The 23,553-nt window shown below is 68.1% G+C and carries 23 protein-coding genes and 1 riboswitch; of the genes, 19 read left to right on the top strand and 4 right to left on the bottom strand.

What is annotated here, in order from left to right:
• Window positions 1–99: 99 nt before the first annotated feature.
• Window positions 100–1,203 carry an isochorismate synthase gene (locus VX037_RS16545; RefSeq protein ID WP_287014731.1) on the bottom strand — a complete coding sequence of 368 codons (1,104 nt, stop codon included), beginning with the start codon at window positions 1,201–1,203 and terminating at the stop codon, window positions 100–102.
• A gap of 89 nt (window positions 1,204–1,292) precedes the next feature.
• A riboswitch (SAM riboswitch) is annotated at window positions 1,293–1,406 on the top strand.
• 14 nt (window positions 1,407–1,420) lie between these two features.
• On the opposite strand from VX037_RS16545, the gene VX037_RS16540 reads away from it, so the two are divergent.
• The gene (locus VX037_RS16540; protein ID WP_235724470.1) at window positions 1,421–2,713 is read left to right on the top strand and encodes an aminotransferase class V-fold PLP-dependent enzyme; all 1,293 of its coding nucleotides are present in this window, start codon (window positions 1,421–1,423) and stop codon (window positions 2,711–2,713) included.
• 72 nt (window positions 2,714–2,785) lie between these two features.
• Here the strand turns inward: VX037_RS16540 and alc are convergent, their stop codons facing one another.
• A complete protein-coding gene (gene alc, locus VX037_RS16535; RefSeq protein ID WP_328715048.1) occupies window positions 2,786–3,769 on the bottom strand; it encodes an allantoicase in 984 nt (327 codons plus the stop codon).
• A gap of 171 nt (window positions 3,770–3,940) precedes the next feature.
• On the opposite strand from alc, the gene VX037_RS16530 reads away from it, so the two are divergent.
• Entirely contained in the window at window positions 3,941–4,441 is a 501-nt protein-coding gene (locus tag VX037_RS16530; protein ID WP_266059935.1) for a MarR family winged helix-turn-helix transcriptional regulator, read from the top strand.
• A complete protein-coding gene (locus tag VX037_RS16525) occupies window positions 4,438–6,132 on the top strand; it encodes an MDR family MFS transporter (RefSeq protein ID WP_328714988.1) in 1,695 nt (564 codons plus the stop codon). Before VX037_RS16530 ends, VX037_RS16525 begins: the two co-directional genes overlap by 4 nt.
• Window positions 6,133–6,335: 203 nt before the next feature.
• Here the strand turns inward: VX037_RS16525 and VX037_RS16520 are convergent, their stop codons facing one another.
• Window positions 6,336–6,848, bottom strand: coding sequence for an inorganic diphosphatase (locus tag VX037_RS16520; RefSeq protein WP_328714986.1), 513 nt, complete (start codon window positions 6,846–6,848; stop codon window positions 6,336–6,338).
• A gap of 133 nt (window positions 6,849–6,981) precedes the next feature.
• Here VX037_RS16520 and dacB point away from each other — a divergent pair, with 133 nt between their 5' ends.
• The 3 genes from dacB to tilS are packed head-to-tail and all read left to right on the top strand — an operon-like array spanning window position 6,982 to window position 10,432.
• The gene (gene dacB, locus VX037_RS16515) at window positions 6,982–8,385 is read left to right on the top strand and encodes a D-alanyl-D-alanine carboxypeptidase/D-alanyl-D-alanine endopeptidase (protein WP_372475103.1); all 1,404 of its coding nucleotides are present in this window, start codon (window positions 6,982–6,984) and stop codon (window positions 8,383–8,385) included.
• Window positions 8,382–9,458 carry a zinc-dependent metalloprotease gene (locus VX037_RS16510; RefSeq protein WP_266059936.1) on the top strand — a complete coding sequence of 359 codons (1,077 nt, stop codon included), beginning with the start codon at window positions 8,382–8,384 and terminating at the stop codon, window positions 9,456–9,458. Before dacB ends, VX037_RS16510 begins: the two co-directional genes overlap by 4 nt.
• Window positions 9,437–10,432, top strand: coding sequence for a tRNA lysidine(34) synthetase TilS (gene tilS / locus VX037_RS16505; protein ID WP_328714985.1), 996 nt, complete (start codon window positions 9,437–9,439; stop codon window positions 10,430–10,432). Before VX037_RS16510 ends, tilS begins: the two co-directional genes overlap by 22 nt.
• A 198-nt stretch (window positions 10,433–10,630) precedes the next feature.
• Here the strand turns inward: tilS and VX037_RS16500 are convergent, their stop codons facing one another.
• Window positions 10,631–11,362 (bottom strand): glycine zipper family protein, encoded by a 732-nt coding sequence (locus VX037_RS16500; RefSeq protein ID WP_328714984.1) that lies wholly within the window; start codon window positions 11,360–11,362, stop codon window positions 10,631–10,633.
• A gap of 376 nt (window positions 11,363–11,738) precedes the next feature.
• Between VX037_RS16500 and hpt the strand changes: the two genes are divergently transcribed.
• From hpt to VX037_RS16435, 13 genes are all read left to right on the top strand, one after another.
• Window positions 11,739–12,350: a hypoxanthine phosphoribosyltransferase gene (gene hpt, locus VX037_RS16495; RefSeq protein ID WP_442903690.1), complete on the top strand. Its 612-nt coding sequence runs from the start codon at window positions 11,739–11,741 to the stop codon at window positions 12,348–12,350.
• 191 nt (window positions 12,351–12,541) lie between these two features.
• Window positions 12,542–15,031, top strand: a complete 2,490-nt coding sequence (gene ftsH / locus VX037_RS16490) for an ATP-dependent zinc metalloprotease FtsH (RefSeq protein WP_328714983.1) — start codon at window positions 12,542–12,544, stop codon at window positions 15,029–15,031.
• 69 nt (window positions 15,032–15,100) lie between these two features.
• On the top strand, window positions 15,101–15,739 hold the full coding sequence (gene folE, locus VX037_RS16485) for a GTP cyclohydrolase I FolE (protein ID WP_396573287.1): 639 nt from the start codon (window positions 15,101–15,103) through the stop codon (window positions 15,737–15,739).
• Window positions 15,740–15,756: 17 nt separating this feature from the next.
• The gene (folP, locus tag VX037_RS16480) at window positions 15,757–16,680 is read left to right on the top strand and encodes a dihydropteroate synthase (protein ID WP_328714982.1); all 924 of its coding nucleotides are present in this window, start codon (window positions 15,757–15,759) and stop codon (window positions 16,678–16,680) included.
• The gene (gene folB / locus VX037_RS16475; RefSeq protein ID WP_235724479.1) at window positions 16,677–17,066 is read left to right on the top strand and encodes a dihydroneopterin aldolase; all 390 of its coding nucleotides are present in this window, start codon (window positions 16,677–16,679) and stop codon (window positions 17,064–17,066) included. Before folP ends, folB begins: the two co-directional genes overlap by 4 nt.
• Complete coding sequence (gene folK, locus VX037_RS16470) at window positions 17,066–17,593, top strand: 2-amino-4-hydroxy-6-hydroxymethyldihydropteridine diphosphokinase (RefSeq protein ID WP_328714980.1); 528 nt, start codon at window positions 17,066–17,068, stop codon at window positions 17,591–17,593. The genes folB and folK overlap by 1 nt, the downstream gene beginning before the upstream one ends.
• The gene (locus VX037_RS16465; protein ID WP_235724481.1) at window positions 17,590–18,117 is read left to right on the top strand and encodes a DUF3180 domain-containing protein; all 528 of its coding nucleotides are present in this window, start codon (window positions 17,590–17,592) and stop codon (window positions 18,115–18,117) included. The genes folK and VX037_RS16465 overlap by 4 nt, the downstream gene beginning before the upstream one ends.
• 83 nt (window positions 18,118–18,200) lie before the next feature.
• Window positions 18,201–19,391, top strand: a complete 1,191-nt coding sequence (locus VX037_RS16460; protein ID WP_328714979.1) for a DUF6779 domain-containing protein — start codon at window positions 18,201–18,203, stop codon at window positions 19,389–19,391.
• A 143-nt stretch (window positions 19,392–19,534) separates the two neighbouring features.
• Entirely contained in the window at window positions 19,535–20,536 is a 1,002-nt protein-coding gene (locus VX037_RS16455) for a Rossmann-like and DUF2520 domain-containing protein (RefSeq protein WP_328714977.1), read from the top strand.
• On the top strand, window positions 20,533–21,450 hold the full coding sequence (panC, locus tag VX037_RS16450; RefSeq protein WP_235724484.1) for a pantoate--beta-alanine ligase: 918 nt from the start codon (window positions 20,533–20,535) through the stop codon (window positions 21,448–21,450). Before VX037_RS16455 ends, panC begins: the two co-directional genes overlap by 4 nt.
• Before the next feature lie 30 nt (window positions 21,451–21,480).
• Entirely contained in the window at window positions 21,481–21,906 is a 426-nt protein-coding gene (gene panD / locus VX037_RS16445) for an aspartate 1-decarboxylase (RefSeq protein WP_328714976.1), read from the top strand.
• Between the two features lie 8 nt (window positions 21,907–21,914).
• Window positions 21,915–22,718, top strand: a complete 804-nt coding sequence (locus VX037_RS16440; RefSeq protein WP_235724486.1) for a type III pantothenate kinase — start codon at window positions 21,915–21,917, stop codon at window positions 22,716–22,718.
• 353 nt (window positions 22,719–23,071) lie between these two features.
• Complete coding sequence (locus VX037_RS16435; protein WP_235724487.1) at window positions 23,072–23,494, top strand: rhodanese-like domain-containing protein; 423 nt, start codon at window positions 23,072–23,074, stop codon at window positions 23,492–23,494.
• The last annotated feature ends 59 nt before the right edge of the window (window positions 23,495–23,553 follow it).

Genomic DNA, 23,553 nt, shown 5'->3' with positions numbered 1-23,553 from the left:
CCTCGGACCTACTCGATCACCGGAGAGTCAGCCCAACCGCTGGGCGACGTATCGAGGAGCGACGAACCCTCCTCCGGGTTGTGGGCGATCAGGAAGTCGTCAGGCATGCGCTATACCCAATGCGTTGAGGACGGTCGCGAGTTTGGCGGTGGTCTCGTCGAGTTCGTCCTGTGGGTCGGACTGGGCCACGATCCCGCCGCCGGCCCAGGTGCGCAGACTGTGGCGATCTGCGGCAAGCTGCAGGCATCGGATGGTGACCATCCACTCGCCGTCGCCGGCGTCGTCGCACCAGCCGACCGCGCCCCCGTATAACCCGCGTGGGTCTTCGACATCGCGGATCAACTGGGCGGCAACATCACTCGGTGTGCCACAGACCGCGGGGGTGGGACTGAGCAGCGCCGCGAGATCCAGCGCGGTGACCGACGGATCACGCAGCGTCGCGCGGATGGGTGTCGCCAGGTGCCAGATCTCGCCCGTGGAGCGGACCTCGGGGGTCGACGGTGCATCCAGATCCGAACTCAACGGGGCGAGCCGGTCGCGGAGGTAATCGACGACGAAGCGGTGCTCGGCGAGGTCTTTCGACGACGACGCGAGTGCCTTGGCGGCCGCACGGTCCGTGGTAGGGTCGGCGGATCGGCGTGCCGAGCCTGCGTACGGTCGGCAGGTGACGACCTGACCCGTCTTGCGCAACAACACTTCCGGGCTCGAGCCGAGTAGCCACGAATCGTCGCCGATGACGGCCCCTACGTCCACGGCGAAGGCGTTGTGGTCGACATTGCCGCCCGCGAGTGCGGCAAGCAGATCGGTGACCTCAACCGGCTGCCCGATCACGATGTCGACGGCGCGGGCGAGGACCACCTTGTCGACCACGCCGTCGGCGATCTGTTTGATGGCTGCGACCACCCGGTCGCGGTGGGTTCGTGGATCGGGGTGGGCCGTCATGGACACAACCTCGCGCGGTGTCGGCGGCACCGGCGTCAGCGGTGCGGCGTCCACATCGAGGACTTTTGGTTCGACGAGCGTCGCATTGTCGGCTGGGTCGAAAGGGATTGCCCCGGTGATGGCCCGAACGTCACCCGTGGAGAGGGCTGCGCGGGCGGCGGCGGTGTCGGTGAACGCACGCCGACGACCACGGGCGCGGACGGTGCCGTGGGGTCGGGACAGCACGAACACCTCGCGGTCGTCGCCGTCGGAAGTGGACATGACCTCACGGTACCGGCGCGGCTCGCCGGGTTTCGCGCACGCTGATCGGAAATTGACTCGTCCGGGGCCGATGGGCGACTGTTGATGCGGGTCATGAGTGCCAGTGACAAGCCCCGGCTCGCTGGCCGGCAACCCTCCTCCGCGGTGGGGTGCTCCGGGTGACGACCCGGCTGTGGTCGAGGTGGCCACGGCAAGTGCGGATTCCCTAGGAGCGTTCATGTCCACTGTGCTGTCAGACCCATTCATCACGTCACTCGCGGCTGCGCCGCTGCCCGCGTGCCCGCAGCCGACCCCGATCCCGCCGCTGGCCGAGGTCGTCGGCGCCACCGCGCACGTTCCTCTGTGCTCAGGCGGGTCGGTGCGCTATGTGAACCTCGACTACGCGGCCAGTGCGCCGGCGCTGGCCGCGGTGGCCGGCGCCGTGCAGGCCGCGCTCGGCCAGTACGCGAGCGTCCATCGGGGTGCCGGACATCATTCGCAGGTCACCACCGTCAGGTACGAGTCGGCCCGCGAGTCGGTACGAGCCTTCGTGCGCGGACGGATCGACGACGCCGTGGTGTTCACTCGCGGCACCACCGACGCGATCAATCTGGCCGCCCGGGCCACCCGCGGCGATGTCGTCGTCCTGGATATCGAGCACCACGCGAATCTGTTGCCGTGGACGGCCCGCGAGCGCACCGGGGGCTCGCGGGTGGTGCGGGCGCGGTCGACTATCGAGGGCACCCTGGCTGCACTGGAGGCGGAGTTGGCGGCGGCGCCGGCTGCGTTGCTGGCGGTGACCGCGGCGTCCAATGTGACCGGTGAAGTGCTGCCGATCGGCCGGCTCGCCGCGCTGGCCCACCGACACGGCGCCCGCATCCTGGTCGATGCAGCCCAGCTCGTCGCGCACCGGCCGGTGTCGATGGTCAGCCACGGTATCGACTACCTCGTGTTCTCCGGACACAAGCTTTACGCGCCGTTCGGCGCCGGGGTGCTGATCGGCCGGGCGGACTGGCTCGACGCGGCCGACCCGTACCTCGCCGGCGGCGGTGCGTCGGCGGCAGTCACCCTCGACGACGCAGCGTCGGCGAGTGTCGAATGGCGCAGCGGCGCAGCTCGACACGAAGCGGGATCACCGAACGTGCTGGGCGCCATCGCGATCGCGGCGGCCTGCGAGGCGTTGGCCGGCATCGGCTTCGAGACCATTGGTACGCATGAGGCGGAGCTGTTGGGTCGCCTCGACGCCGGACTGGCCGGGATCGCCGGCGTCGAGCTGCTGCGGATCTTCGACGACTCGACCGACCGGGTCGGTATAGCCGGGTTCGTCGTGGACGGTCACGCGCCCCGTGAAGTCGCCGAACATCTCAGTGACACAGCGGGAATCGGCGTGCGCGACGGAAAGTTCTGCGCACATCCGCTGCTGCAACGGCTCGGCTTTCCCGATGGTGCGGTGCGCGCGAGCTTCGGCCTGGGGACCGGCGCAGACGACATCAACCGTTTGGTGGAGGCGCTGCACCGATTGCAGGCCTGACACATCCGCGCACCGAGCGCGCATCCGCGCACGTCTCGACATGCGCGGATGCGCGATAGATGCGCGCGAAGCTCAGGCCTCGCCACGCTCCCACTGCTCGACGAGCTCGGCCTCCGCATCGTCGGTCAATGTGCCGTACAGCTTGAACCGCGCCATCCCACCGTCGGGGTAGATGTCCATGCGCGCCTCGGTCATCGGACGATCGAGGTCGATGACGAAGCGATGGCGGGTGTCGGGCTGCAGCTCGGTGCGGGGCAGGACCTCGAACCACTCGCCGTTCTCGCCGTCGCGACCCCGGACCGTCGCCGCGCCGGGAGCGTTGCCGAGGAAGTAGCTGGTGTCGAGTTCGACGAGGCTGACCTGGCCGCGCCCGGCCAGCCGGACCTGGACCCAGTCGTTGCCGTCGTCGCGGCGCCGCGAGGTCTCCCAGCCCTCGCCCATGTTGCGGGCGCGTCCGGGCATCAGCAGATTGTTGGGGGAGCTGTAGAACATGTTGGAGCAGGCCGTGATCAGGCCACCGTTCTCCAGTGCGGCGAGATCGAAGTGGCCGTAGCGGAAGAAGTGCGGGTTGGGCACTCCGCGACCGTGCACGCGGAAGCGGGCCACGCCGCCGTCGGGATGCATCGTCAGTCGCACGTGCGTGAACCGGTTCTTCGCATCGACCTTGAACGGGTTGCGGGTGTCACCCTCGGCGGGGGACTTGTCGACGATCGTGACCCACTCGACGTCGTTGAGTAGTTGATCGACCGAGACGACGCCTTCCACTGCGGCGGCCTCCACCGAGATGTGCGGTGGATAGTTGCCCTTGAACCACGACGTGTCGACCACCACGCCGTAGATGACGCCGGGCGCGCCGAGTCGGACGATCGCCTGGTCGACCCCGCTCTGCCGCCGTCGCCGGGTCTCCCAGCCGTCGTAGACCTGGCCTTTGTGACCGAACGTGGCCGGCTGGTACTGCGCCGCCGGCGTCTTGATGAGGTTCTGCGCCTCGGCGAATAGGTCGTCGTTGGTCCAGACCACCGCGCCCCCGAGATCGCGAAGGGCGAGATCGGGCATGGAGGTGAAATGCGGACGGTTGCCCGATGTGGGAGGCGGCTGAGGAGTCACGTTTTCTGATCGTAGGTAACGGTTTGCCTTCCCACGAATCCGCGCGCATACTTGCGTCCAGCAACTAATTGCAGTTCGCAACTAATTGCAAAGGGAAAGTAAAGAACTCGAGGAGGCGTGATGCTCGACCAGGGAGCTCTCGACGAGCTGTTCGACACTCTCGCCCGATACATCCGCATCCGCGACCGTGCGGCACACACCACGTTCAAGACACCGGACGGCGAGTTCGAGTCGGCCGCCTTCAAGTCGCTCTTCCACCTGGCCCGCCAGCCCATGCGGTCACGGGAACTCGCCGAGAGCCTCAACGCCGACCCGTCGACGGTGAGTCGCTATGTGGCCCAACTCGTCGATCTCGGCCTGGTACGCCGCGAAGCCGACCCCGACGACGGTCGCGCCACCCAGCTCGTGATCACCGACGACGGCCGAGCCCGCGTCGAGGCGATGCGGACGGTGCGTCGTACAGCCATGGACAACGCCATGTCGGACTGGAGTGACGACGAACTGCGCACCCTGGTCGGTTTGCTCGGCAGGTTCGTCGACGCCGCCGAGTCCGTGATCGCACCCCCATGCGCCAAGACGGGATCCGGCTCGCTCGAAGCGCTTGTGAAAGGACAGAAATGACAGAATCCACGGCCACGGCCCGCGACGACGACGTCGCCGGCGCCGGGTTGAGTCACCGTCAGATCCTGACGGTGCTGGCCGGCCTGATGAGCGCGATGTTCCTGGCCGCGCTGGACCAGACGATCGTGTCGACATCGATCCGGACCATCGCCGACGACCTCAACGGTTACGACATGCAGGCCTGGGCGACGACCGCCTACCTGGTGACGGCGACCATCGTCACACCGCTGTACGGCAAGTTGTCGGACATGTACGGCCGCAAGCCGTTCTTCATGGTGGCCATCTCGATCTTCGTGATCGGATCGTTCCTGTGCAGCATCGCGACGTCGATGTACGAACTCGCGGCCTTCCGTGCCTTCCAAGGCCTCGGCGCCGGTGGCCTGATGACGCTGGCATTGACCACCATCGGTGACATCGTGCCGCCGCGTGAGCGTGCCAAGTACCAGGGCTACTTCCTGGCGGTGTTCGGTACCTCCAGCGTCCTGGGTCCGGTGCTCGGTGGTCTCTTCGCCGGACAGTCGTCGATCCTGTTCGTCACCGGCTGGCGCTGGGTCTTCCTGGTGAACGTGCCGATCGGGATTGCCGCGCTGGTGCTGATCTACAAGGTCCTCAACTACGACCAGCAGAAGGGACAGGGTGGCCGCACAGACTATTGGGGCGCCACCGCCCTGGCCATCGCCGTCGCGCCGCTGCTCATCGTCGCCGAGCAGGGCCGCGAATGGGGCTGGACCTCCGGAGCTGCCTGGCTGTGTTACGTGGTGGGCGTCGTCGGCATCGCCGCCTTCATCTGGATCGAGAACCGGATGGGCGACGAGGCGCTGATCCCGCTACGGGTGTTCCGGAACCCGATCTTCTCGCAGGGTATCGGGATCTCGGTGATCGTCGGTGCCGCGATGTTCGGCGGCATCTCGATGTTGCCGCAGTACTACCAGGTGCTGCGTGGATCGAGTCCGATGGTCGCCGGCCTGCAGATGTTGCCGATGGTGCTGGGCCTGATGACCGGTTCGATCCTGTCCGGTCAGCTGATCTCGCGCACTGGGCGGTACAAGATCTTCCCGATCATCGGTTCGGTGCTCATCACCGTCGGTGCATTCCTGATGCACCTCGTCGGCGTGGACACCCCGTTGTATCTGGTGATGCTCATCGCCGCGCTGATCGGCTTCGGCCTGGGCAACCTGATGCAGCCGATCATGCTGGCGATGCAGAACATCCTGCCGCCCAAGGACATGGGCCTGTCGACGGGCACCGCGACCTTTTTCCGCCAGATCGGCGGCACCATGGGTGTGGCGGTGTTCTTCTCGGTGCTGTTCTCCCTGATGGGGCCGAATATCGCCGACGAGATGAGCTCGGCCGCCACACAGCCGGAGTATCAGGCGGCGGTGGCGCAGGCCGCGCAGAGTGACAACCCGCAGACCCGTGAGTTCGCGCAAGGTCTCATTGCCGCGGCACAGAACCCCGGCCAGGCGTCGGCGTCGTCGGACGTCATGTCGGACACGTCGGTGATCCAGGAACTACCGCCGGAACTCGCCCGCCCGATCAAGGAGGGCTTCGCGAACTCGATGGACAGCGTGTTCCTGGCCGTGTCGATCATGGCGGCATTCGCGATCATCGGGACGGTGACCTGGAAGGAACTGCCATTGCGGACGGGTCGGCCCGTCGGCGCGACCACGGAGCCCGCGAAAGCAACGTAAGTCACGCTCGCACCGTGCCCAGCACGTTTTTCGTGTCGAGTGGGCGCTGTTTTCCGTCGAGTGGGCGTCGGGCTTCCGGCAGAACGTGCGGTTCTGCTTGGAAGCGATGCCCACTCGACGGAAAACAACGCCCACTCGACCGCCGTGCTGGTGGCGTTGCCAGCGGAAGGTGACCGTTGCTCAGCCGCGGAAGGTGCGGTTGCTCAGCCGCGAGAGGGCTCGTTGGCCTCGTGGGGCTGCTGGGCGAGGCGGTCGATGGCCTGCTGGGCGACCTTCTCGGCCTCGGCCTTGCCGACCCAACCACCGGGCTGAACTTCCTTGCCCGGCTCGAGGTCCTTGTAGTGCTCGAAGAAGTGGGAGATCGGGCCGAGCTCGTACTCGCTGACGTCGGAGATGTCCTGGATGTGGTCCCAGCGCACGTCGTCGGCGGGCACGCACAGCAGCTTGTCGTCGCCGCCGGCCTCGTCGGTCATGGTGTACATGCCGACCACACGGGACTTGACGATGACACCGGGGTAGACGGACTCGGGTAGCAGCACCAGCGCGTCCAACGGGTCGCCGTCCTCACCGAGGGTGCCGTCGATGTAGCCGTAGTCGGCCGGGTAGCCGAATGACGTGTACAGGTAGCGGTCGAGGTAGACCTTGCCGGTCTCGTGATCGACCTCGTACTTGTTGCGGCTACCCTTCGGGATCTCGATGGTCACATCGAATTCCACAGTTCCTCCTGGCACATTTGTCGCTGGTGGTGACGGCAGCCGACGAGCAGTCGCCTGCGCAGATCGCCTCAACGATACTGTGAGGCGGACATGGGGGCCCGACCCCCACGGCGATCACCGGAGGTGGCGGAGCGTGCGGCTCGGATCGACGAGGCCCGACAGCAGGTCGGGTCGTTCGCTGCGGTCGCGTCGAGGAGTGCTGTGGGCGCTGATCTCGGTGGTCATCCTGGCCCTCATCGGCGGTGGCGCCGTCGCCGTCGCGCTGCAGATCGACTCGTCCGAGGAACTGCCACCCGGCATCCCGCCGCAGCCGGCCGCCATCGCGGTGAACCCGCAGATCAACCCGGTCCCGCCGAACGCGCCCGAACCCACTCCCGCCGGGGTGCGGCAGGCCATCGAAGAGGCGGTCACCGACCCGGCACTCGGTGAGTTCACCGGGGAGATCAGCGATGCGCTCACCGGGCAGCAGCTCTGGTCGGACTCGCCAACCGAGCCGCGGGTTCCGGCGTCGAACGCCAAGATCCTCACCGCCGCCGCGGCACTGTTGGATCTGCCACACGATCAGCGGATCACCACCACGGTCGTCGCCGGCCCCGGCGGACAGGTGATCCTGAAGGGCGCAGGCGATCCCACCCTGTCGGCGCAGCCGACCGGCGCGGACACCTTCTACACGCGCGCCCCCCGCATCGCCGACCTCGCCGCGCAGATCCGCAAGGCCGGTATCGACGTCACCTCGGTGGCCGTCGACACCAGTGCCTACACCGGGCCGTCGATGGAGAGCACCTGGGACGACGGTGACATCGCCGGCGGCGACATCGCGCCCATCGAATCGCTGATGGCCGACGGCGCCCGCATAGAACCGCTCGACGAGTACTCGCCGCGCGTCGCCGACCCCGCCATCATCGCCGGGGAGTCGCTGGCCGCGGCGCTCGGCGTCGACGCCCCCGTCACCGAGCAGACCGTGCCCACCGGCGGACAGGTGATCGCGCAGGTGCAGTCGGCGCCGCTGGTGACGCGCGTCAACGACATGATGCGCTTCAGCGACAACGTGCTCGCCGAGACGCTGTCGGTCGAACTGTCGACCGCGCAGGGCGGCCCGGCGAGCCTCGCCGGCGGAGTGGCCGCCATCGAGAGCTCGCTGAGCCGGCATGGCTTCGACATGTCGGCGGTGACCCTGCGCGACGCGTCGGGGCTGTCGTACGCCAATCGGGTGCCGGCCGGAGTGTTGGACACCCTGATGGGCGCGGCGGCCGGGCCGTCGCAGCCGCTGATGCGGTCGTTGCTCGACGGACTGCCGGTGGCCGGCGGCACCGGCACCCTGACCGACCGCTTCGACCCGGACACCAATCCCGGCGCCGGATGGGTACGCGCGAAGACGGGAACCCTCACCGGGGTGAGTTCGTTGACGGGGATAGTCCAGACGATCGACGGCCGGGTGCTGGCGTTCGCGCTCATGTCAGGAGGCACGTCCCCGGCCGATGCACGGCCCGCGCTCGACGACGTGGCCGGCGCGCTGAGGGAATGTGGGTGCCGATGAACAGCAACGACACGACTCTCGACCAGGTCGACGCCGAGTCGATCGGCGCCCGGATCGATTGGGGCCTGGCCGCGGCCACCGGACGGCGACTGGCCCGACCGGGACCCAAGACCACCGCATACACGCTCGACGCCGCCTATGCCGAACTGGCCGATGCGGCCACCCGCGCCGAGGCGCCGGTCCGCGAATTGACCGGTCTGGCCGACGGCCTGCGGGTGCCCACCACCCGCATCCTCGACCGCAAGCAATGGGTCGACGCCGCCTCCCGCTCGATGCAGTCGATGCTCGGCGTCAGCGGTGAGGCCGACACCTCCGGACTCGCCGGACTCTCCGCGAAGGCCGGGGGAGTGCAGGCGGGCGGGCTGCTCGCCTTCCTGTCCGGCGCCATCCTCGGGCAGTACGACCCGTTCACCCCCGACCCCGACACCGGTGACCCCGGCGTGCTCATGGTGGTGGCACCCAACATCATCGCCGTCGAACGGTCCCTGAAGGTTGTGCCCAGCGACTTCCGGTTGTGGGTGTGCCTGCACGAGGTGACCCATCGGGTGCAGTTCTCCGCCAACCCTTGGTTGCGCCAGTACATGATCGACAATCTGGAGATCCTCACCTCGGATGCGGGGGAATCGACCGGCGAGATCATCGGCAGAATCACCGAGACGCTGCGTGGCGACAAACCCCGCGAAAAGGGCGTGCTCGGCGCGATGCAATTGCTGCAGACGCCCGAACAGTACGAGGCGTTCAACCGCATGATGATGCTCGGCACCCTGCTCGAGGGCCACGCCGATCACGTGATGGATGCCGTCGGCCCCGTGCACGTGCCGACCGTCGCGAACATCCGCGCGGCCTTCGACAAACGACGCACCGCACCCCGCAACCCGATCCAGCGCATCATCCGGGCTCTCATCGGCATGGACGCCAAACTGGCGCAGTACATCCGGGGCAAGGCGTTCGTCGACGAAGTGGTCGGCGCAGTCGGGATGGAGCAGTTCAACACCATCTGGACCTCGCCGGAGACGATGCCGCGACCGAACGAGATCGACGAACCGCGCCTGTGGATGCAACGGGTGCTGTAACCCGCGCAGTCGCCGAATTCGCAGCTGCGTACCCGGGCGTCGGCGACGAGGTGTGCGTCGGGCTGTCCGGCGGACCGGACTCGTTGGCGTTGATGGCGTGCGCGGTGCGTGCTGGTCTGCGGGTGCGCGCGCTGGTCGTCGACCATGGTCTGCAGGCGGGATCGGACGCCGTTGCGTCCGAGGCAGTCGATGCCGCACGGCGGCTGGGGGCCGAGGCGACCGTGCTGGCGGTCCGCGTGGGCTCCGCGGGCGGGATGGAAGCGGCCGCGCGCACCGCTCGCTACACCGCACTCGACGGCGCCCGCGCCGGCCGGCCCGTCCTGCTGGCGCACACCGCCGACGACCAGGCCGAGACGGTGCTGCTCGGCCTTGCGCGGGGATCGGGGACGCGATCGATCGCCGGCATGCGGCCATGGAATCCGCCGTGGGGCCGACCGTTGCTGGGTGTTCGTCGAACCCAGACACTGGCCGCCTGCGCCGAACTCGGACTGCGCCCGCATCACGACCCGCACAACCGCGATCCCCGCTTCACCCGGGTTCGTGTGCGGTCCGAGGTGCTGCCGCTGCTCGACGACGTGCTGCACGGCGGGGTCGTCGACGCGCTGGGCCGGACGGCGTCGTCGCTGCAGGACGACAACGACGCTCTCGACGCACTCGCCGACGACCTGTATGACCGGGCGGTCATCGGTGCAGACTGTGACATCACAGGAGCCGACATCCCAGAACTCGGTGCTGCAGTACTCGACGCTGCGGTCCTCGCTGACGCTCCGGCGGCGTTGCGTACCCGGGCGGTGCGTCGCTGGCTGCTCGACGTCGGCGCCACCGAGCCCACCTATCGGGTGATCGTCGCCGTCGACTCGCTGGTGGGCGATCCCACCTCCCGAGCGCAGGTCGCGATCGGCGGCGACCCCACCGCGCGCCTCGTCGCCACCCGCACCGGAACGCGGCTACACGTCACCCGCCACCCCCGCTGACGTGCGCCGCGCCGCCGCGGGCGGTGGGCCAATCAGTTCTGGCTGCAGTTGTGGGTTCCGGCCGCAGGTGCGGCTCCAAGCCGGAAGCGGGAACTGCGGCCAGAAGTTCGCGACCACGGCAGGCCAACGTCGCAGACTCAAGTGACGGTCCGCCTCGTCGAGCACTGAGGCGGACCGTCGGGGTGAAGCGTCAGCGTGTCACTTCTTGGGTGGGACGAACGGGGAGTTGATGGTGTTGAAGTAGTTGACCGCGGACCAGATCAGCGATCCACCACCGCCGAGGGCGAGTCCGACAAGGCCGCCCAGGGACGCGCCAAGCGGGACAAATGGCAGGCAGGCGATGAAGCCGGTGGGAATACCAGCGAGCAGACATAGCGCCGCCCCACCAACGATTGCGCCGAGTACCGTGCCGACAATTGACGAGATCGACAGACCAGCACTCAACTCCTGATTGAACCGAGCCAGCGCCTCGTCATCCCGCTCCTGCTTCGTCTGCGGGCCAGCCGCCTTCTGCTGCTTGGCAGCCTCCACCCGCAGCCGCTCGACCTCGGCCGGATTGACCGGAACGGCCCGCGCAACGTCACGGGAAGGTATCAGCGTGGCGCTATTTCCCGAGGTCCGGGCATCGATGGGGAATTGCAGATATTCCTTGCGATAGTTCAGGGGCATCTGAAATGCGGTCGCACCGGCGTTATTGCGAATGGCGAGCACACCGTTATTGGTGCTGATCGAGCCGTTGTGCACGGTGATGGAGAACGACGTCGCTGTCGTGTGAATGTCGTACGTCGTCTGCGCGGGCTGGGTCGGGGCGGCCTGCGCGACCCCGGCGAACGCCGTAATCGCCACGGTGACAAAGGAAAAGACGGTCAGTAGGCGGAGGTGGCGACGAAGCCCGCGGCCGCGGGTGCGGGTGCCTGGGTGTGCATGCATGTGTGGTGTCTTTCAGGTCATCGACTCCGCGACGAGAGTCGGGCTGGGCAGGCTGCATGAAGGAATCTCGTTCGCAGAACAAATGACCAGGCCCCCTGAAATCACAGCGTCTGCGGACGAATTTCACTTTCACAAATATCGGTTCACGGCTGGAGAAAAGTGTGTCGCGTGTGAATCATGTTGTCATTCGTGATCTTAGTGTGATGCGCGACATCCCGTTCCCACAAAAAATGTCGTACGAACGACCTACATCGTTACCAGGCCCACTGGGACGGTTGACCAACGCCACGCCGACGACAGCGAATCCACCCGAGATTCGCGCGCGGATCCGGGTGGTCGTGGGCGTGCTCCGGCCGGGACATGACAAGCTGGAAGCGTGCAGTCCCCACACGGATCCGACACCACACCCGCCGACGCCGCACCTGTCGACAACTCGCACGCCTACGGCGACGACATCGAGGCGATCCTCATCACCGAGGAGCAGATCAAGCTCCGCACCCAGGAGCTCGCCGAGTCGGTGGCGGCGCGCTACGCCGACATCGAGCAAGACCTAGTGTTGATCGGGGTGCTCAAGGGTGCGGTCATGTTCATGACCGACTTCGCGCGGGCGCTGAGCATCCCGTCGCAGATGGAGTTCATGGCCGTTTCGAGTTACGGGTCGTCGACTTCGTCGTCGGGAGTCGTGCGCATCCTCAAAGACCTCGACCGCGACATCACCGGCCGTGACGTGCTCATCGTGGAGGACATCATCGATTCCGGGCTCACGTTGTCGTGGCTGATGAAGAATCTCGCGACCCGCTCGCCGCGATCGTTGGAGGTGTGCACGCTGCTGCGCAAACCCGATGCGGTGCGTTCGCCGGTCGACGTCGCCGACGTCGGCTTCGACATCCCCAACGAGTTCGTGGTCGGTTACGGCCTCGATTTCGCCGAACGCTACCGCGATCTCCCCTTCATCGGTCGGCTACGCCCGACGGTGTACCAGAACTGACCGTGTACCTGCGGTGAGCAGCCGCGGACGGTGGGCGGAACGGTTTTCCCCGGAAGTTCGTTGACCGGTAGCCTCTACAAATACGGACAGCTGCGCTCGCGACGCGCGGCAGGCCGCGACGTCGACCGGGAAGGACAGTGGGAACGGCGCGGGCAGGACTGCCAGACCGGCCCGAACCACCACCAACACGCATGAACCGAAAGTCAGTCTTCCGCAACCTCGCCATCGTGGCGTTGATCGTGCTCGCCCTCTGGGGCTGGAGCGTGATGCGTGACTCCGGCCGCGAGTACTCGTCCGTGGACACCTCGGTCGCGTTGACGCAGCTCAACGTGAAGAACACCGACCGCATCGACATCGATGACCGCGAGCAGACGCTGCGAATCGAGTTGAAGAACCCGATCCAGGTCGACGGCCAGGACGTCACCAAGATCAGCGCCAAGTATCCCGCCGCGGCCGGCGACGAAGTGTTCAACACCGTCACCCAGACCGGCGCGCCCTATCAGACGAACGTGACCGAGGAATCGGCGCTCTGGCAGATCCTGATCTTCATCCTGCCGATGCTGTTGCTGTTCGGACTCTTCTTCTTCGTGATGAACCGCATGCAGGGCGGTGGTCGCGGCGGCGTGATGGGCTTCGGCAAATCCAAGGCCAAGCAGCTCACCAAGGACATGCCCAAGACCACCTTCGCTGACGTCGCGGGCGCCGACGAGGCGGTCGAAGAGCTCTACGAGATCAAGGACTTCCTGCAGAACCCGACGCGCTATCAGGCGCTCGGCGCCAAGATTCCCAAGGGTGTGCTGCTGTTCGGCCCGCCCGGAACCGGTAAGACACTGCTCGCCCGGGCCGTCGCCGGCGAGGCCGGAGTGCCCTTCTTCACCATCTCCGGTTCGGACTTCGTGGAGATGTTCGTCGGTGTCGGCGCCTCCCGCGTGCGTGACCTGTTCGAGCAGGCCAAGAACAACAGCCCCTGCATCATCTTCGTCGACGAGATCGACGCCGTCGGTCGCCAGCGTGGTGCCGGCCTCGGCGGCGGCCACGATGAGCGCGAGCAGACGCTCAACCAGCTGCTCGTCGAGATGGACGGCTTCGGTGATCGCTCCGGCATCATCCTGATCGCCGCCACCAACCGCCCTGACATCCTCGACCCGGCGCTGCTGCGGCCGGGCCGCTTCGACCGGCAGATCCCGGTCGGCAATCCCGACATCGCCGGTCGCCGCGCGATCCTGAAGGTGCACGCGCAGGGCAAACCGATCGGCGACGACGCCGACCTCGACGGACTGGCCAAGCGCACTCCCGGCATGTCCGGCGCCGACCTCGCCAACGTCGTCAACGAAGCGGCGCTGCTGGCCGCTCGCGAGCACAAAGACACCATCACCGCCGAGATGCTGGAAGAGGCCGTGGACCGCGTCATCGGTGGCCCGCGCCGCAAGAGCCGCATCATCAGCGAGCACGAGAAGAAGGTCGTCGCCTATCACGAGGGCGGACACACCCTGGCGGCCTGGGCGATGCCCGACCTCGACCCGATCTACAAGGTCACCATCCTGGCCCGCGGCCGCACCGGCGGCCACGCTCTCGCGGTGCCCGAGCAGGACAAGGACCTGATGACGCGCTCGGAGATGATCGCGCGCCTGGTCATGGCGATGGGCGGTCGGGCCGCCGAGGAACTCGTGTTCCACGAACCCACCACGGGTGCGTCGAGCGATATCGACCAAGCCACCAAGATCGCGCGTGCGATGGTCACCGAGTACGGCATGAGCGCAAAGCTCGGCGCCGTGCACTACGGCCAGGAACAGGGCGATCCGTTCCTGGGCCGGTCGATGGGCAACCAGGCGTCGTACTCGGCCGAGATCGCCAGCGAGATCGACGAAGAAGTGCGCCGCCTGATCGAGGCCGCGCACACCGAGGCGTGGGCCATCCTGTCGGAGTACCGCGACACGCTCGACGTGCTCGCCTCGGAACTGCTGGAGAAGGAAACGCTCACCCGCAAGGACCTCGAGGGGATCTTCGCCGAGGTGCACAAGCGCCCGCGCATCACCACCTTCAACGAGTTCGGTGATCGCACCCCGAGCGACAAGCCGCCGGTGAAGACGCCGGGTGAAATGGCGATCGAACGTGGTGAGCCGTGGCCCCCGCCGGCGCCCGAGCCGGTTCCGGAACCGGTCGGCGCGGGCGGTCCGCCCGGACATCCGGGTGCCGCACCCGGCTACCCGAATCCGACGCCGGGCCAGTCGTATCCACCGTCCTACCCGCCGCAGTCCGCGCCCGGCCAGCCCTACGGTGGCTCATCGGGGGGCTCCGCGGGTGGATATCAGGGGTCGGGTGGCTACTCCGGTCAGCCAACCCACGGCACCCGGCCCGACTACGGCGCCCCGCGCGACTGGTCGGCACCGGGCTGGCCGCCGCGGGACGCTCCGCAGGGTGGCCCCAATGGGTCCTCCGGCGGCTACGGCGGTCAGGGCCGCCCCGGCAACCAGGGCTACCCCGGAAACCAGGGCTACCCCGGCAACCAGGGTGCCGGCCACCACGGTGGTGGCCAGGGGCAGCAGCCCCAGGGGCAGCAGAACGGACACGGGTACCCCAACGGGACCAACGGCCACGGTGCCGGATACGGGTCTCCCGACCGGAATCCAGACGACCGGGGACCCGATGACTCCGGCACGAACGGTGCCGGATACCGGTAACGACCCGCGACACCAGGCGTCAGACCCCGCCGACGGCACCGACGTTCCCAGAACGGACCAGATGACACGATGACCATCAGTGAGCAGCAGGACATGGATCGCGCAGTCGACGAACTCGCCCCGCGCACGCCGAGCGGGCGACACTTCGATCAGCCTCGCGCCGAGGCCGCGATCCGAGAACTGCTGATCGCGGTGGGGGAGGACCCCGACCGCGAAGGCCTGCAACGCACCCCCACCCGCGTCGCCAACGCCTACCGGGAGATGTTCGCGGGTCTCTACACCGACCCCAGCGAGGTGCTGGCCACCATCTTCGACGAGAACCACGACGAACTGGTGTTGGTCAAGGACATCCCGATGTACTCGACCTGCGAACACCACCTCGTGTCGTTCCACGGCGTCGCGCACGTCGGATACATCCCCGGCGAGGGTGGCCAGGTGACCGGGCTGAGCAAACTGGCGCGGGTCGTCGATCTGTACGCCAAGCGTCCGCAAGTCCAGGAACGTCTCACCAGCCAGATCGCCGATGCCATCGTCAATCGGCTCGAGCCGCGCGGGGTGATCGTGGTGATCGAGGCCGAGCACCTGTGCATGGCGATGCGCGGTATCCGTAAACCGGGTGCCACCACCACCACATCGGCGGTGCGCGGGTTGTTCAAGACCAGCGCCGTCTCGCGTGGCGAGGCACTCGACCTGATCTCGCGGACCTGAGCGGCCCACGCGACCCGATGCGTCTGGATGCCGACCGCACCCTCGTGATGGGGGTCATCAACGTCACCGCGGACTCGTTCTCCGATGGCGGCCGCTACCTCGACCTCGACGCGGCGATCGCCCACGGGCATGAACTGATCGCCCAGGGCGCCGACCTCATCGACGTCGGCGGCGAATCCACCCGACCGGGCGCCAGCCGCGTGGACCCGGAGGTGGAGGCGTCGCGGGTCGCGCCGGTCATCAAGGGCCTCGCCGACGCCGGTGTGCCGCTGTCGGTGGACACCATGCGGGCCGCGGTGGCCGAGGCCGCCATCGACGCCGGTGTCACCGTCATCAACGACGTCTCCGGCGGACGCGCCGACGCCGACATGGCCCGAGTCGTGGCCGACTCGGGCCTGCCCTGGATCCTGATGCATTGGCGCCCCGTCGACCGGGTCGCCGCTCATGCCGGTGCACCGTTCACCCACGGCGTCGACGACGCCGGCGGGTACCGCGACGTGGTCGCCGAGGTCAGCGGGGAACTGCTGGCCCAGGTCGACGCGGCCGTCGATGCCGGTGTCGACGCCGATCGGATCATCCTCGATCCGGGCCTCGGCTTCGCCAAGACCGCCGATCACAACTGGGCGCTGCTACACGCCCTGCCCACCCTGGTCGGTCTCGGTTTCCCGGTGCTGGTGGGGGCGTCGCGCAAACGCTTCCTGGGCACCCTGCTGGCCGACGACGGCGAGAGCCGGCCACCGGCGGGACGTGAGATCGCGACCGCGGCCATCTCCACCCTCGCCGCTGCCGACGGTGCCTGGGCGGTCCGTGTGCACGATGTGGCCAAGAGTCGCGATGCCATCGCCGTCGCGAGCGCCTGGCGCCGTGGCGGACGCCGCCGACCCGCCGACGCCGGGTCGGCCGACCCGATACGTCCGACCAGAGCGAGGAACAGCCGATGACCGACCGCATCGAGCTGCGTGGCCTCGTCGTCCGGGGTAACCACGGTGTCTTCGAACACGAACGCCGCGACGGGCAGGACTTCATCCTCGACATCATCCTGTGGCTCGACCTGACCGCGGCGGCTGCCTCCGACGACCTCGACGACACCGTCGACTACGGTGCACTCGCCCAACGCGCCCACGACATCGTGGCCGGCGAACCGCGCAACCTGATCGAGGCCGTCGGCGGTGAGGTGGCCGACGCGCTGATGGACGACGAGCGGATCGCTGCTTGCGAGGTGACGGTGCACAAGCCGTCGGCGCCCATCCCGCTGCAGTTCGCCGACGTCGCGGTGGTGACGCGACGCTCCCGGAAATCGATGAGTTCCCGAAAGTCGATGAGTTGATGACGTATTCACGTGTCGTCCTCTCGGCCGGGTCCAATATCGGTGACCGCACGGCCCACCTGGCCGGTGTGGTCGAACGTCTCGCCGACGACCTCGTGGCGGTCTCACCGATCTACTCCACGGCGCCATGGGGCGGCGTCGCACAGGACGATTTCCTCAACGTGACGATCATCGCGGAGGGCGAGCGTTCTCCCGAGCAGTGGCTCGAGATCTGTCAAGAACTCGAGCAGGCCGCCGACCGTACCCGTGAGGTGCGTTGGGGGCCCAGAACTCTGGACGTCGACGTGATCTCCGTCAGCCGGGACGGCCACGTCGTAACCAGCGCCGATCCCGTCCTGACGCTGCCCCATCCCCGTGCGGCGCAACGCGCCTTCGTGCTGGTGCCGTGGCTCGCCGTCGAACCGGACGCCACGCTGTGGACCGCGCAGGGCGAGCGCCCGGTGGTCGACCTCGTCGCCGAACTCGACCCCGACGAACGCGCCGGAGTCGTGGTGGTCGACGAACTGCCCACACCGAGGCGGCGATGACCGCACCGAAACGTCCACCGGAGGAGAACCAGGAATCCGGGCTCGGCCCCACCCGGGTGCGAGACCTGACCGCCATCGCTGTCGTCGTGGCGATCGTGGCGTGGATACTGGTTCGCTACAACTACGGCAGCCTGCCGCCGATGCCCTTACTGGCCGGCCTGGTGCTGTACATCCTGGCCGCGCTCGAGGCGGTGATCGCGTTCATCGTGCGCGCCCGGGTCGCCTCGCGTGATGTCGGGCGCGCCCGCGGGCAGTTGCATCCGCTGACCGCGGCACGGGTGTTCGCACTGGCGAAATCGTCGGCGATCCTGGGCGCCATCGCGGTCGGGGTGTGGGCCGGGTTGCTCGTGTTCCTGTGGACCCGACACGATCTCGCCGCCGCGCAGCACGACCGGCCCGGCGCGATCGTCGGACTCGTCGGCGGCATTGTGTTGGTGGCGGCCGCCCTCTGGCTCGAATATTGTTGTCGTGCACCCGACGACCCGACCGATGACGCTGTCGAAGGGCATCCGGGGCCTGCTTGACCTCGCCCATAGCACCCGAGGGATTCGTGACTCTCCGCGGTGCTTGGGCAACTTCAGTGCGGTCAGGCGGTAAGTTCACGATCATGACGACCTCGAACGGCCGTTCCACGGAGCCGCGGCGCTCCGGAAGATCGGTGGGACAGTGGCTGCTGGGTCTGCTCATCGTGCTCGCCATCGTGGCCAGCATCCTGATGGTCTTCACCGATCAGTTGTCGATCAGTGGATCGCTGGCGGTGATCGCAGCGCTGTGGGCGGCCGTGATCGGCGCCATCCTGGTGACCAAATTCCGTCGGCAGGCCGAGAGTGCGGAGGCCAAGAGTCGCGATCTGCGGCTGGTGTACGAACTGCAGCTCGAGCGCGAGATCGCGGCCCGGCGCCAGTACGAGCTCGACGTCGAGACCACGATCCGCAAAGAGGTCAGCGCCGAGTCCAACGAGGAGCTCGCCGAACTCAAGGCCCAGGTGCTGGCGCTGCGGTCGAGTCTGGAGACCCTGCTCGGTGAGTCGTTGCCGGATCCGCGGGTCGCACTGCCGAGTGAGAAGTTGCGGGAGCTGGCCTCGGGGATCGGTCAGCCCGGCGGCTACGGCTCCGGATATGGGGGCGGAACCGGTTTCGGCGCGGACTTCGCCACCGACGACAGTGTGCGCGCCGCGCAGGACTTCGCCACCACCGCCCCGGCCGCGGACTCCGGTCGGCGTATCCCTGCCGATGTCGATCCGAACGAGATGACCGAGGTGATCCCGGTGATCACCGATGAGGCGCCCATCTCCGGACGCATCGCGACCGAGGTGCCCAACGACGTCACCGACGATCAGGTGCAGGATGCCGTCCTCGCCGACGAGGAGGCCGGCGCCGAGACGTCCGCGCCCGCCGACGCCTACGTCGACGAGTCGCCCACCGACGAGTGGCCGCCCGCCCAGTCTGCGGCTCCGGTATCCGCTGCTCGCGAGTCTGCTGCTCCAGAGTCTGTGGACGACCTGCCGGCCGACGCCGGGACCGACATCCCGGAGGCTGCCGACGAGGAGTCGGCCCCCGCCGAACCCGCACCGGACAACGCCCGTCCCGAACCGTCGCCGGAGTCGGCGTCGTTCGCTGCGATGGGACGGCACGAGGGCAGCGGCGACGAGTCGAACCCGGCCCTGCAGGGGCGTCGTCGGCGGCGGGGCGAGGACAGCGAGAGTGCTCACTCCGCCGGCCTGCCGGTCTCCGAGCTGCTCAGCCAGCTGCGTCAGTCGGGTGCGCCCGGCGGTGGTCGGCGGCGTCGGGAGGACTGACCGACCGCGTGCCGTGACGCTTGTCGTCACGTGAAGCCTGTCACAGGCGTTGGCCCCGGGCGGTGTTGAGGGCCTAGTCTTGCCCTGCAACGTCTGGTACCCGAGCTCAGCCGGGACTGGAACATTTTCAGCGGAGGACAGTGGTGACCTCACCGAGCGATGATCTCGGCCCGTCCGGGCTGCACGGGGATGCCCCGTATCTGTCCGGCGTTTCCAATCTCCCCACCCCTGCGCGTCTGACCGTCGGATTGATCTCGGCCGGCCGAGTCGGAACCGCACTCGGTGCCGCTCTCGAACAGGCCGGTCACGTGGTGGGCGCGGTGGTGGCCCGTTCCGAGGCCTCCCGACGCCGCGCCGCCGACCGGCTCCCCGAATCCGAGGTCATGGACCTGCAGTCGGTGGTCGCCCGGTCGGAGCTGCTGATCCTGGCCGTCCCCGATGCGGCGCTCGGTGCCGTGGTCGACGAGATCGCCCACAGCGGGGCGCTGCGGCCCAACACGCTGGTCGCGCACACGGCCGGAGCCAGCGGCGTCGCCGTACTCGCGCCGCTCGCCGAACTGGGCGCCCTGCCACTCGCCATCCACCCGGCGATGACCTTTGTCGGCACCGCCGACGACACCACACGGCTGCGGCAGGCCTGTTTCGGTGTGACCGCCGCCGACGAGGTCGGGTATGCGATCGCGCAGGCGCTGGTGCTGGAGATGGGTGGCGAACCGGTGCGCATCGCCGAAGCCGACCGCGTGCTCTATCACGCCGCGTTGGCGCACGGCGCCAACCATCTGATCACCCTCATCACCGACGCGGTGGCCGCGCTCGACGCCGCGATCGACGGGCCCGCCGGCCAGGCCGGGCGGGCCGCGGCCACCGTCGACGGCAGCGGCGCGATGCTCGCCGAACGCATCCTGGGCCCCCTCGTGACGGCATCTCTGCAGAACGTGTTGGAGCTCGGGCCGCGCGCGTTGACCGGGCCGGTCGCCCGCGGCGACGCAAAGGCCGTCGCCGATCATCTCGGCGCGCTGCGGGGGCTGCCCGCCGACGACGCCGGTGCCACCGGCATCGCCGAGGCCTACCGCGTGCTCGCCCGTCGGACCGCAGCCCACACCGCTGCGCCCGCCGAACTCATCGACGTGCTGGAGACGACATGACCACCGACCTCGGCGACAAGCCGTACACGCCAGGCGAACTCACCGTGCATCGGGATCCGGCGACGCTGCACCGGATCACGTCCGCGCTGCGTCGCGCGGGCAAGCGGGTGGCGCTGGTGCCCACCATGGGCGCACTGCATGCCGGCCACCTCGAACTGGTCCGGACCGCGAAGGCCAGCGGCAATACCGTCGTCATCGTGTCGATCTTCGTCAACCCGCTGCAGTTCGGGGCCAACGAGGACCTCGATGCCTACCCGCGCACGTTCGACGCCGACTGCGAGTTGCTGCGGCCGCTCGGGGTGGAGGTGGTGTTCGCGCCCACGGCCGCCGACATGTATCCCGACGGGCAGCGCACGATGGTCCATCCGGGCTCGGCCGGCGCCGTGCTCGACGGCGCGTCTCGGCCCACCCATTTCGCCGGCATGCTCACCGTGGTCCTCAAGCTGCTCACCATCGTCGCGCCGCATGCGGCGTACTTCGGGGAAAAGGACTACCAGCAGCTGGTCCTGATCAAGCAGATGGTCGACGACCTGAACCTCGACGTCGACGTCGTGGGCGTGCCGACGGTGCGGGAGAGCGACGGTCTGGCGATGTCGTCGCGCAACCGGTACCTCGACGAGGAGCAACGCGAGCTGGCCACCACGTTGTCGGCGGCGCTGGTCGCCGGTGCCCATGCCGCGGCCGGCGGACGCGACGCGATCCTCGCCGCTGCGCAGTCGGTGCTCGACGCCAATCCCGAGATCGAGGTGGACTACCTCGCGCTCACCGACCGTCAACTCGGCGAACCACCCGAGTTGGGCGACGGACGGCTGTTGGTCGCCGCCCGGGTCGGCGCGGCACGCCTCATCGACAACGTGGGCGTCGCGATCGGCACCGGTTTCGCCGGTCGCGACCCCGAACAGATCCACCACTGACACCAGATCACCCACCGAAGGGAATCGCATATGTTCCGCACCATGATGAAGTCGAAGATCCACCGGGCCCGGGTCACCCAGGCCGACCTGCACTATGTGGGATCGGTGACCATCGACCAGGATCTCCTCGACGCCGCCGACCTGCTCGAGGGTGAACAGGTCACCATCGTCGACATCGACAACGGTGCCCGCCTCGAGACCTATGTCATCGCCGGCGAACGCGGCTCCGGTGTCATCGGCATCAACGGCGCCGCAGCGCATCTCGTACACCCTGACGATCTGGTGATCATCATCGCCTATGGCATCGTGAACGAGCAGGAGCTGCGCGAGTACTCGCCCTCGGTCGTGTTTGTCGATGACCGCAACCGTGTCCTCGAGGCCGGCGACGACCCGGCCCGTGTGCCCGCCGGCTCAGGGTTGCGTGACCCGCGCGAGCTCGTCGACACCGCGGTGTAGTCGCGTCCATGCTGCTGACCGTCGACATCGGGAACACCAACATCCATCTCGGGGTCTTCGCCGGCTCGGGCGAACACGCAACAATGGTGCGCGACTGGCGTATCCACACCGAGCCGAACCTGACCTCCGACGAGCTCGCGCTGCTGATCCGCGGCCTGCTGGGCTCCGACATCGAGCAGGTGACCGGTGTCGCGGCGCTGTCCACGGTTCCGTCGCTGCTGCGTGAGCTGCGGGTGATGGTGCCGCGCTACTTCGGCGACGGCCATCACCACATCCTGCTGGAACCCGGTGTGCGGACCGGCGTTCCGCTACTGGTGGACAACCCCAAAGAGGTAGGCACCGACCGTGTCGCCAACTGTGTTGCCGCCCACCACAATTATCCGAAGGCGCCGTGCATCGTGGTGGCCTTCGGCACCGCCACCGTGGTGGATGCGGTGTCGGCGAAGGGGGAGTTCCTCGGCGGTGCCATCGCCCCCGGCGTGAACCTCGCGGTAGAGGCGCTCTCCGAACACACCGTCACGGTGCGAAAGGTGGAGTTGATGCCCCCGCGCAGCGTGCTGGGCAAGAACACCGTCGAGGCGCTGCAGTCGGGCATCCTGTACGGGTTCGCCGGTCAGGTCGACGCGCTGGTGGACCGCGTGCGTGACACCGTCGCCGGCTTCGACGGCGACGACGTGTCCGTGGTGGCCACCGGCTTCCTGGCGCCGTTGATGTTCGACGAATGCGAAACGCTCACCGCCCATCACCCCTACCTGACCCTCGACGGGTTGCGGCTGGTGTACGAGCGGTCAAAGCAGCAGCGTCGGCGCTGAGGTTCCGATTGTCGCCGAACCTGATCTCGATACACTCCTCACTCCGTTCGTCGTTACTCGATCAGCGGAGTGGGTGCCTGTCGGTGCGCGAAGAGCGAGGCGTCAGCCGCCCTACGTGACGACTCTCCGCAGGGGTCGGGGTGCGACCCTCCGCAGGCTCCGGGTCTCAGGGGCCGGGGGTGACGACTTCCACCACGTCTCGGATCTGTGCAGGTCTGGTGCAGAGTGTGATTCTGTGGCACACTTTTCGCCGTGATCAAGAGCTGTCTGGAGTGTTGTCAGGGCTGAGTTCCGCATCTGCGGCCGCCCTTCTTCGACGCCCCCCGCTCACTCGATTACTTTCAGGACCTCACATGACCGCCGTCCTCGGTACCCCCATCACCACTGTCACAACGTCCGCCGACGCCACGCCGCTGTCGGCCCAGGCCGCCGACTACGAGAAGCTGGTGCGCTCCGGCCACACACCCGTCGACGTCCGTAGCCAGCGCAAACGCCAGGCCGACGGTGTGCTTTCCGGGGCGCTGGCCGTCGACGCCGCCGAACTCCTCACCCGTCTCACCCCGGGGACGCCGGAGTCCCTGCGTTCGGCCCATACCGACGCCCGCTGGCTGCTGATCAGCGACGACGGTCACGAGGCCGAGTGGCTGGCCTGGCATCTGCAGGCGCGCGGCATCGCCGGGGCGGTGTTCGTGGTCGGCGGGTTCCGCGCCCTGCGCCGGGCGCATGTCGCCGGCACCATCAGCGAACAGGAACTCGCCGCGATCTCCGCCCACTGAACCGGCGCGGCGGGCTGCTCGACCGGGCAACGGGCGCGACACCTGATTCCGATAAGGTC

Source organism: Gordonia sp. Z-3, assembly GCF_036233855.1.
Lineage (GTDB): Bacteria > Actinomycetota > Actinomycetes > Mycobacteriales > Mycobacteriaceae > Gordonia > Gordonia tangerina.
Note: the sequence above shows the minus strand (reverse complement) of the source record. Positions and strands in the feature narration are given on the sequence as shown.

What these genes read in the sequence shown, in the direction of transcription:
- panD (WP_328714976.1), top strand. Translation starts at nt 21,481, where the DNA reads ATGTTCCGCACCATGATGAAGTCGAAGATCCACCGGGCCCGGGTCACC.
- panC (WP_235724484.1), top strand. Translation starts at nt 20,533, where the DNA reads ATGACCACCGACCTCGGCGACAAGCCGTACACGCCAGGCGAACTCACC.
- VX037_RS16510 (WP_266059936.1), top strand. Translation starts at nt 8,382, where the DNA reads ATGAACAGCAACGACACGACTCTCGACCAGGTCGACGCCGAGTCGATC.
- ftsH (WP_328714983.1), top strand. Translation starts at nt 12,542, where the DNA reads ATGAACCGAAAGTCAGTCTTCCGCAACCTCGCCATCGTGGCGTTGATC.
- VX037_RS16545 (WP_287014731.1), bottom strand. Translation starts at nt 1,203, where the DNA reads ATGTCCACTTCCGACGGCGACGACCGCGAGGTGTTCGTGCTGTCCCGA.
- VX037_RS16530 (WP_266059935.1), top strand. Translation starts at nt 3,941, where the DNA reads ATGCTCGACCAGGGAGCTCTCGACGAGCTGTTCGACACTCTCGCCCGA.
- folK (WP_328714980.1), top strand. Translation starts at nt 17,066, where the DNA reads ATGACGTATTCACGTGTCGTCCTCTCGGCCGGGTCCAATATCGGTGAC.
- folP (WP_328714982.1), top strand. Translation starts at nt 15,757, where the DNA reads ATGCGTCTGGATGCCGACCGCACCCTCGTGATGGGGGTCATCAACGTC.
- alc (WP_328715048.1), bottom strand. Translation starts at nt 3,769, where the DNA reads ATGCCCGATCTCGCCCTTCGCGATCTCGGGGGCGCGGTGGTCTGGACC.
- VX037_RS16460 (WP_328714979.1), top strand. Translation starts at nt 18,201, where the DNA reads ATGACGACCTCGAACGGCCGTTCCACGGAGCCGCGGCGCTCCGGAAGA.
- VX037_RS16440 (WP_235724486.1), top strand. Translation starts at nt 21,915, where the DNA reads ATGCTGCTGACCGTCGACATCGGGAACACCAACATCCATCTCGGGGTC.
- folE (WP_396573287.1), top strand. Translation starts at nt 15,101, where the DNA reads ATGACCATCAGTGAGCAGCAGGACATGGATCGCGCAGTCGACGAACTC.
- VX037_RS16435 (WP_235724487.1), top strand. Translation starts at nt 23,072, where the DNA reads ATGACCGCCGTCCTCGGTACCCCCATCACCACTGTCACAACGTCCGCC.
- VX037_RS16540 (WP_235724470.1), top strand. Translation starts at nt 1,421, where the DNA reads ATGTCCACTGTGCTGTCAGACCCATTCATCACGTCACTCGCGGCTGCG.
- folB (WP_235724479.1), top strand. Translation starts at nt 16,677, where the DNA reads ATGACCGACCGCATCGAGCTGCGTGGCCTCGTCGTCCGGGGTAACCAC.
- VX037_RS16525 (WP_328714988.1), top strand. Translation starts at nt 4,438, where the DNA reads ATGACAGAATCCACGGCCACGGCCCGCGACGACGACGTCGCCGGCGCC.
- VX037_RS16465 (WP_235724481.1), top strand. Translation starts at nt 17,590, where the DNA reads ATGACCGCACCGAAACGTCCACCGGAGGAGAACCAGGAATCCGGGCTC.
- VX037_RS16500 (WP_328714984.1), bottom strand. Translation starts at nt 11,362, where the DNA reads ATGCATGCACACCCAGGCACCCGCACCCGCGGCCGCGGGCTTCGTCGC.